This is a genomic window from Clostridium sp. YIM B02551 (assembly GCF_022324735.1).
Taxonomy (GTDB): domain Bacteria; phylum Bacillota; class Clostridia; order Clostridiales; family Clostridiaceae; genus Clostridium_T; species Clostridium_T paridis.
On sequence record NZ_JAKGTF010000029.1, the window covers coordinates 1 to 7,528 of the forward strand.

The 7,528-nt window shown below is 29.7% G+C and carries 8 protein-coding genes; 4 read left to right on the forward strand and 4 right to left on the reverse strand.

Going from position 1 to position 7,528, the window contains the following annotated elements:
• The first annotated feature begins 314 nt into the window (after positions 1–314).
• On the forward strand, positions 315–992 hold the full coding sequence (locus L1S47_RS20355; protein ID WP_238886918.1) for a uracil-DNA glycosylase: 678 nt from the start codon (positions 315–317) through the stop codon (positions 990–992).
• Between the two features lie 59 nt (positions 993–1,051).
• Here the strand turns inward: L1S47_RS20355 and L1S47_RS20360 are convergent, their stop codons facing one another.
• The gene (locus L1S47_RS20360; protein WP_238886920.1) at positions 1,052–1,747 is read right to left on the reverse strand and encodes a DUF1287 domain-containing protein; all 696 of its coding nucleotides are present in this window, start codon (positions 1,745–1,747) and stop codon (positions 1,052–1,054) included.
• 187 nt (positions 1,748–1,934) lie between these two features.
• Between L1S47_RS20360 and L1S47_RS20365 the strand changes: the two genes are divergently transcribed.
• Both L1S47_RS20365 and L1S47_RS20370 read left to right on the forward strand, forming a co-directional pair.
• Positions 1,935–2,486 (forward strand): sigma-70 family RNA polymerase sigma factor, encoded by a 552-nt coding sequence (locus tag L1S47_RS20365; protein ID WP_238886922.1) that lies wholly within the window; start codon positions 1,935–1,937, stop codon positions 2,484–2,486.
• On the forward strand, positions 2,479–3,078 hold the full coding sequence (locus tag L1S47_RS20370) for a PH domain-containing protein (protein ID WP_238886924.1): 600 nt from the start codon (positions 2,479–2,481) through the stop codon (positions 3,076–3,078). Before L1S47_RS20365 ends, L1S47_RS20370 begins: the two co-directional genes overlap by 8 nt.
• Positions 3,079–3,117: 39 nt before the next feature.
• Here L1S47_RS20370 and L1S47_RS20375 read toward each other — a convergent pair whose 3' ends face one another.
• Entirely contained in the window at positions 3,118–3,744 is a 627-nt protein-coding gene (locus tag L1S47_RS20375; RefSeq protein WP_373689130.1) for a copper homeostasis protein CutC, read from the reverse strand.
• Position 3,745: 1 nt separating this feature from the next.
• Positions 3,746–4,843: a mechanosensitive ion channel family protein gene (locus L1S47_RS20380; RefSeq protein ID WP_238886926.1), complete on the reverse strand. Its 1,098-nt coding sequence runs from the start codon at positions 4,841–4,843 to the stop codon at positions 3,746–3,748.
• A 124-nt stretch (positions 4,844–4,967) separates the two neighbouring features.
• Here L1S47_RS20380 and L1S47_RS20385 point away from each other — a divergent pair, with 124 nt between their 5' ends.
• Complete coding sequence (locus L1S47_RS20385) at positions 4,968–5,552, forward strand: HDIG domain-containing metalloprotein (protein WP_238886927.1); 585 nt, start codon at positions 4,968–4,970, stop codon at positions 5,550–5,552.
• Between the two features lie 39 nt (positions 5,553–5,591).
• On the opposite strand, the gene ilvD is transcribed toward L1S47_RS20385, so the two are convergent.
• A complete protein-coding gene (ilvD, locus tag L1S47_RS20390; RefSeq protein WP_238886928.1) occupies positions 5,592–7,307 on the reverse strand; it encodes a dihydroxy-acid dehydratase in 1,716 nt (571 codons plus the stop codon).
• Positions 7,308–7,528 lie beyond the last annotated feature (221 nt).

A 7,528-nucleotide genomic window follows, 5' to 3' on the forward strand; every position in this document is an offset into this window, starting at 1 on the left:
CGTTGACTTAAGTTTATTTCTAAATCTTACTTCATTTCCTCTGTTTAATTTTCAAAGACCATTTTGTTTGTTTCATCTCTGCTCTCTCGCAGCGACAAGTAGTATCTTACCATATATATTTCGTCACTTTTCTACCCAAAGTTCATTTATAAGATATTATGTATATAATACTCCCTTTTTCAACTTATTTCAAGCTTTTTTAACTATTGATACACACGGAGAAGTGTTTTCATATATAACGTTTTCTTATTTCTAAAATTGATACAATGTTTAATATAATATCAAAAGTGTTATAATATTTTAGGGTGATAATTATGTCGGTAAATATAAAAAATAGTTGGCAAGACTTATTAAAAGACGAATTTGAGAAAGAATATTACTTAAAGCTTAGACAATTTCTTATTACAGAATATAACACCACTTCAATTTATCCTAACATGGGTGATATTTTTAACGCATTAGAGTATACTCCTTATGAAAATGTGAAAGCTGTAATATTAGGTCAAGATCCATATCATGGACCTGGCCAGGCACACGGCCTTAGCTTTTCAGTAAAACCTGGTGTTAAAATTCCACCATCATTAGTTAATATGTATAAGGAACTTAGAGATGACTTAGGTTGTTATATTCCTAATAACGGTTACTTAAAAAAGTGGGCAGATCAAGGAGTTTTACTTCTAAATGCTTCTCTTACAGTTAGGGCACATCTTGCAAATTCTCATAAGGGAAAAGGATGGGAAATACTAACTGATAAAATAATATCTTTATTAAATGACAGGAGTGATCCAGTAGTTTTTATACTTTGGGGAAATAATGCTATTTCAAAGGAGAAATTCATAACAAATCCTCAGCACTATATTATAAAATCTGTTCATCCAAGTCCATTATCAGCTTCAAGAGGTTTCTTTGGTTCAAAGCCCTTCTCTAGAACTAATGACTTTTTAAAATCTATAGGAAAAGCTCCTATAGACTGGCAAATCGAAAATATATAAAAAAGAAGGTAAAAAGTTACGCAGTAATGTGAACTTTTTACCTTCTTCATGTTCTTAAACTAATATTTCCATCTATAATGTCCGTGTATAGGGTTCTTAAACCAACTCAACTTTGCTTCTGAGGCTGCAGGATGAGAATTGTGGATTACATATGGAATGCCTTTATTATCTCTTCTATCTGAAATAATAGCTATATGCTCATAACCTTCTAGAAAAACTACAACGTCCCCAGGCTGCCATTCCTTCAAATTATTGATATCATCTTCTTTAAATTCCGTTGTGAGACTATCACAATTTCTTTTTAAGAATATATCTTCATTCACAACCCGCCTAAAATCTATATTAGGGTCTGGCTTTCCATTAACTCTCTTATATGCTCCTAAATTTCCACTAATATCTTTATCCATTAAATCCTTTATAGATACATTTATTCCTTTAAATCCTCTCCATATGACATCAGTACATACCCCTTCTCCATCAGGCGGATATCCTCCTGAATAATATGCATCTTTATATATTGTCTTTTTCTCAACTTCCTTTCTAGCCTCGTTTACTATATCTATTGGATCTGCTATCCCATTTTTATTTTTATCTACTTTTGAACTTTCATCTGGGACTTGGACTTTATCAATTGGTAACTTATCAATAACCTTATCTATTATCTCACTACCTTTATCATATTGAATTTTTCCATATATAATAAAAGCTACGAAGAGTATAACTCCGAATATAAAAAATATTTTTCTTTTTCTCATAAATCCCCCTAAAATTATACACAGATTAACGCATATATTTATATTTTATCCACAAATTCCTTTTATTTCTAGGCTAGATATGTTGATATATTTTGATTTAAGATATTATTAATAAAGTTTTATGAATTTAATTGATAGACCTTCTCCATATGCTTCGTATACTAAATAGAAAGTAGGTGATATTTAAATGACTGATACTAAGATTATTAATGGACTAAGAAACCAAGATACGAAGTCTCTTGATCTTCTTATCGATAACTATGGAAAACTCATCTATACAGTAATTAATAACATTCTGGATAGAAGTCACAATAAAAACTATATTGACGAATGCTTTGATGATATCCTACTTAATATTTGGTATAACATTGATTGCTTTGATGAGAACAAAGGAATCTTCAAGAATTGGATTATATCAATAGCTAAATTTAAAGCAATTGATTATAAGAGAAAGTTTTCTAAGTCTTTAAGTGATGTAGATATTAGTTCTACTGACATAGCTGAATCTTCTAATATTGAAGAAGATTTGACCTTAAAAGAGGAATATGAAGAATTGTTTAAACTAATAGAAAAACTAAGTGAAGTAGATAGAAATATCTTTTTAAAGAAATATATTAATGAAGAAAGTATTGAAGAAATAAGCAAGGAATTGAGCTTATCGCCTGATTATATTTACAATCGAATATCTAGAGGAAAAAAGAAATTACAAGATATGAAAAGGAGGCTTTATTATGAATAAGCTGCTTTTAAAAGCTTTTAATTATATTAACTACTCAGAAACAGAATTAAATGATTATGAAACCATTTCTATAGATTCAGATATAAACTTAGAAAACAGAAAAAAACTGATTAAAGAAAAGATTAAAATAAAAAATTCTTTAGATTGTGATAATACTGTTCTGTCAAACTTATTAGAAAATGAAGAATTATTAGAACGATTTAGAGGACAAAGTACAGCTTTTAATTTTTGGATTAATATGAATGCTTTTAACTATAGAGCTTATGTCCCTTATATGATTAGAGATATAGGGCAATACTACACCTTTTATTTAACTAACAAAAGGCTTGTAATTTTAGAAACCAATCAACTTCAAAAAATTAAAAAAAGTTTGTTTATAGATTTAAATGATATCTCAAAATTTGAGTACAAGGAAAAGTCCTATGGATTTAAATTTGTAGTTAAATTTAAAAGAATAGAGGAAAAATATGATTTTAGAGAAAGTTATTTTTTATTTGGAGATTATTTTAAATACTCTTATAGATTTAAAGTATCAAGTAAAATTGCTAGAAAAATAATACCTATTTTAGATAGCACTATTAATTCTAACTAATATAAAAGCTGTCCCAAATTATTTTGAGACAGCTTTCTTTTATTTTAAATTTCCTACAATTTTGGTTCCATGTAACTCCCTTGCTCCAGTAACTTCTGCTATTCTTCTAAAATTTTCAGAAGTTATGCCTCCTCCTGGCAAAATTATTATTCTTTTATTTGCGTATTTTACTAGATCTGCAAGCTCGTTCATATTTTTTTCAGCCTTGTCTGCTCCACCTTTAGTCAGAATCCTGTTTACTCCCAAATCTACTAATATATCTATTGCTTCCTTTTTATCCTGAATTTCATCAAATGCCATATGAAAAGTTATACTCATAGGCTTAGCAAGCTTAATTAAATCTCTCATTATTTTAACATCAATTTTATTTTCTTTATTCAATACACCTACTACAATTCCATTTACACCTAAATGTCTACACTCTTGAATATCCATTTTCATAATTTCAATTTCATTTTCAGAATAAACAAAATCTCCTCCCCTAGGCCTTATAATCACATTAAATGGAGTTCTTAAATTTTTTTTAGCAATAGTTATTGATCCAATACTAGGAGTAGTTCCACCTTCTAACATATTATCACAATACTCTATTCTGTCCGCCCCTAATTCCTCCGCAATTCTTGCTTCTATATAGGATCCAACTGCGGCCTCTAATATATATTCCACACTAACTCTCCCTTTCATTATCATAAAATTCTTTTTTATCTATATATATTTTATTTCTATTAATTGCAAAACTAATGTCTTCTTCCTCTACAATCTCTAATATTTTTAAGTTAATGTCTTCTTTTGTCTTTTTATATTCAACAAACTCCATCACATTTGTGTAAAAATATATAAAAATCTCTAAACTCTCTTTAGTAAATTCATCAAATGCAACAATAATTACATTCTTATTTACCCTGGAATCACTTTTTAGCAATTCCTCTATTCTATGAATTAACCTTCTAATTTTTTTACTTTCTGTCTCACAATCTAAATATAATCTAAAATATATTCTTCTTTCATCTCTTAGTGTCCAATTAGTTATATGAGAATTTGCGAGTTTTGCATTTGGAATAGTCACTAAAGCATCAGAGAATGTAGTAATTTTTGTACTTCTAAAAGTTATTTCCTTTATTATGCCTTCTACTTCTGGCGTCTGAACCCAATCACCGATAGAAAAAGGTCTATCTATTAATATAACTACGCCTCCAAATAAGTTGGAGCATGTTTCTTGTGCTGCAAGAGCAAAAACAACTCCTGAAACTCCAAGTCCTGTAATAAATCCTGAAAATCCAAATTCTCTAGCTATTATGCTAATAGAAATAATTACTACTATAATTCTTATTATAATAGATACAAATGGAAAAACAATCTTATATACATTATCAGCATATTTTCTTTTAACCCTGTTATATAATAATGATTTTTTTGTAGTTACATTATAAGTAACCCAGGTAAAAAATATAACCCAAGCTACTTTAAATATCTTTCCACTTATTATAATAACTTCTCTATAGTATATCTTACTAGACATATACATTAGTGCAAAATATGCACCTAGCATATTAATTAGAAATGCTATAGGTTTCTCTAATGCTTTAAACAACTTATCATCTACGGTATTCTCTGTTGATTTTATTATTTTATTACACCATTTAGATACATAAACCAAAAATATCTTTCTAAATATAAATGAAATAACAAAAATAAGCAGTGATACAAATACTATTTCAAAGGGAGAACTTGAAATTATAGCTATTAATTTTTTAACTTCTTCCATACCTATCACCTGGATTTAGTATTTGTCTTTATATCAAATACTAATCCTAAATTTTTATTATTGTTTTTTCTAACTTTAGTAGTAAAATGTACTTATATTTGTATTTTTTGGGGAGGTAAAATATATGTCTGTTAAACTAACTAGAGCTGAAGCTTGGGATTTACTACGTGAATACAATAAGAGTGAATCTCTTCTTAATCATGCCTTAACTGTTGAAGGAGTAATGCGATATTTTGCAAGACTGTTAAATCAAAAGGATATAGATAAATGGGCAATCATCGGATTGTTACATGATCTAGATTATGAAATATATCCTAATGAACATTGTATAAAGGTTCAAGAAATATTAAGAGAACATGATATTGATGAAGAATATATTCATGCTATAGCAAGTCATGGTTATGGAATTTGTTGCGATATTGAACCAATTCATATAATGGAAAAGGTATTATATACTATAGATGAACTTACTGGACTAATTACTGCAGCTGCAATAATGCGCCCTTCTAAAAGTGTTTTGGATTTGGAATTAAAATCTGTGAAGAAAAAATATAAATCTAAAGGCTTTGCTGCTGGAGTTGATAGAACTATTATTGAAAATGGTGCTAAAATGTTAGGTATGGACTTAGATTACATAATTGAACATACTATTCTCGCTATGAGAGAAATAGCTGACAGCATCGGATTAGGTGGCATTGAAGATATTTAAAAGAAGCCAGTCCATATTAAAATATTGACTGGCTTCTTTTTACTTTATCTTTATTACTCCGCCTTCCATTCCTGAAGTGGCTAGGGTTGTATACATTCCTAAAACCCCTTTTGTATATTTAGGCTGTTTAGGAATCCATTCTTTTTTTCTACTATCTAATATATCTTTAATTTCTAATAGTGATTTTTCTTGTCCACCTATTCCTACAATATTAATACTTCTATTCTCTATATCTATATGAATTATATCTTCATCTTTAATAAAAGCTATTGGTCCTCCATTTGCAGCTTCTGGAGATACATGCCCTATAGCCGGTCCCCTAGTTGCACCTGAAAATCTTCCATCTGTAATTAATGCTACTGTAGAATTTAATTTTTCATCTGATGCTATAGCTTCTGTTGTATAGAACATTTCTGGCATTCCAGATCCTCTTGGCCCCTCATATCTTATTATTATTGCATCTCCAGGTTTAATACTTCCATTTATAACTGATTCAAATGCTTCTTCTTCTGAGTCGAATGCTTTAGCACGTAATTTTATGTTCCTCATCCCAATTGGAAGACTTGAATGTTTTATTACACATCCATCTGGTGCTATATTTCCTTTCAATACTGAAATAGCTCCACTTTTATTAATTGGATTATCTACATCATATATAATATCTTTAGTATTGATGTTTGATGAATTTATATACCCTTTATATTCTTCTATTTCACTAAACGATTCAAGATTTTCTCTTAAAGTTTTTCCTGTAACCGTAAGAACATCCAAATGAAGATATCTTTTTATCTTATTCATAATCGCTGGAATTCCTCCTGCATTATAAATATAACTAGCTGGCCAATAACCACTAGGTCTTACATTTAATATAAATGGAATTTTTCTATGAATTCTATCAAAATCCTCTGGAGTAATTTCAATTCCTAATTCCTTTGCAATTGCTGGTATGTGCAACAATGCATTGGTTGACCCTCCGATTGCAGCATGTACCATTATTGCATTTTCAATTGATTTTTTATTTACTATATCTGATACCTTTATTCCTTTATTAATGAGATTTATAAGAGCCTTTGATGATTTTTGTGCATAAGTTTTCATTATTCCTGACGTAGCTGGTAAAAGTGCAGCTCCTGGAAGTGACACTCCTAACGCCTCACTAATCACTTGCATAGTAGCTGCAGTTCCCATAAAAGAGCATGCACCACAACTTGGGCAAGCATTTTCTTTATAAAACTCATACTTTTCTTTAGTTATTTCTCCTCTTTTATGCATTGCACTATATGTTCCAATTTGATTTAAAGTTAAGAGATCTGGCCCAGCATTCATAATGCCACCTGGAATAACTATAGACGGTATATTTACTCTACACATAGCTACTAAATTTCCTGGCATCCCTTTATCACAACTTGCTATAAATACTCCACCATCAAACCCTGTAGCATTCACATGTATTTCTATTATATCTGCAATTATTTCTCTAGATACTAGAGAATAATTCATTCCATCATGTCCTTGGGCTTGCCCATCACAGATATCTGTAGCATAATAATCTGCTGCCTTTGCATCAAATTTACCTAGTTCACTTATAACTTCCTTTACTATTACATCTAAATGAGCGCTTCCTGGATGACTCTTTCCATAAGTACTCTCTACTATTATTTGTTTACTTTCTAGATCTTTTGTATTCCATCCCATTCCTCTTTTTAACGAATCCATCTCAGGAGCAATTGTTCTTATTTTTTGAGAATATAGCATACTTCTCACCTTACCCATTTCATATTTTTATATTTTCTTAATCTATGCTTGAAAATATATTTTTTATTCTCTTTAACTAATTTTATCATATCATCTAATAATTGTTTAAAAAGAATAAAAAAAAGACCTAGATAATCTAGATCTTTCTTGGTGGCTCGAGCAGGAATCGAACCAGCGACACGAGGATTTTCAGTCCTCTGCTCTACCGACTGAGCTATCGA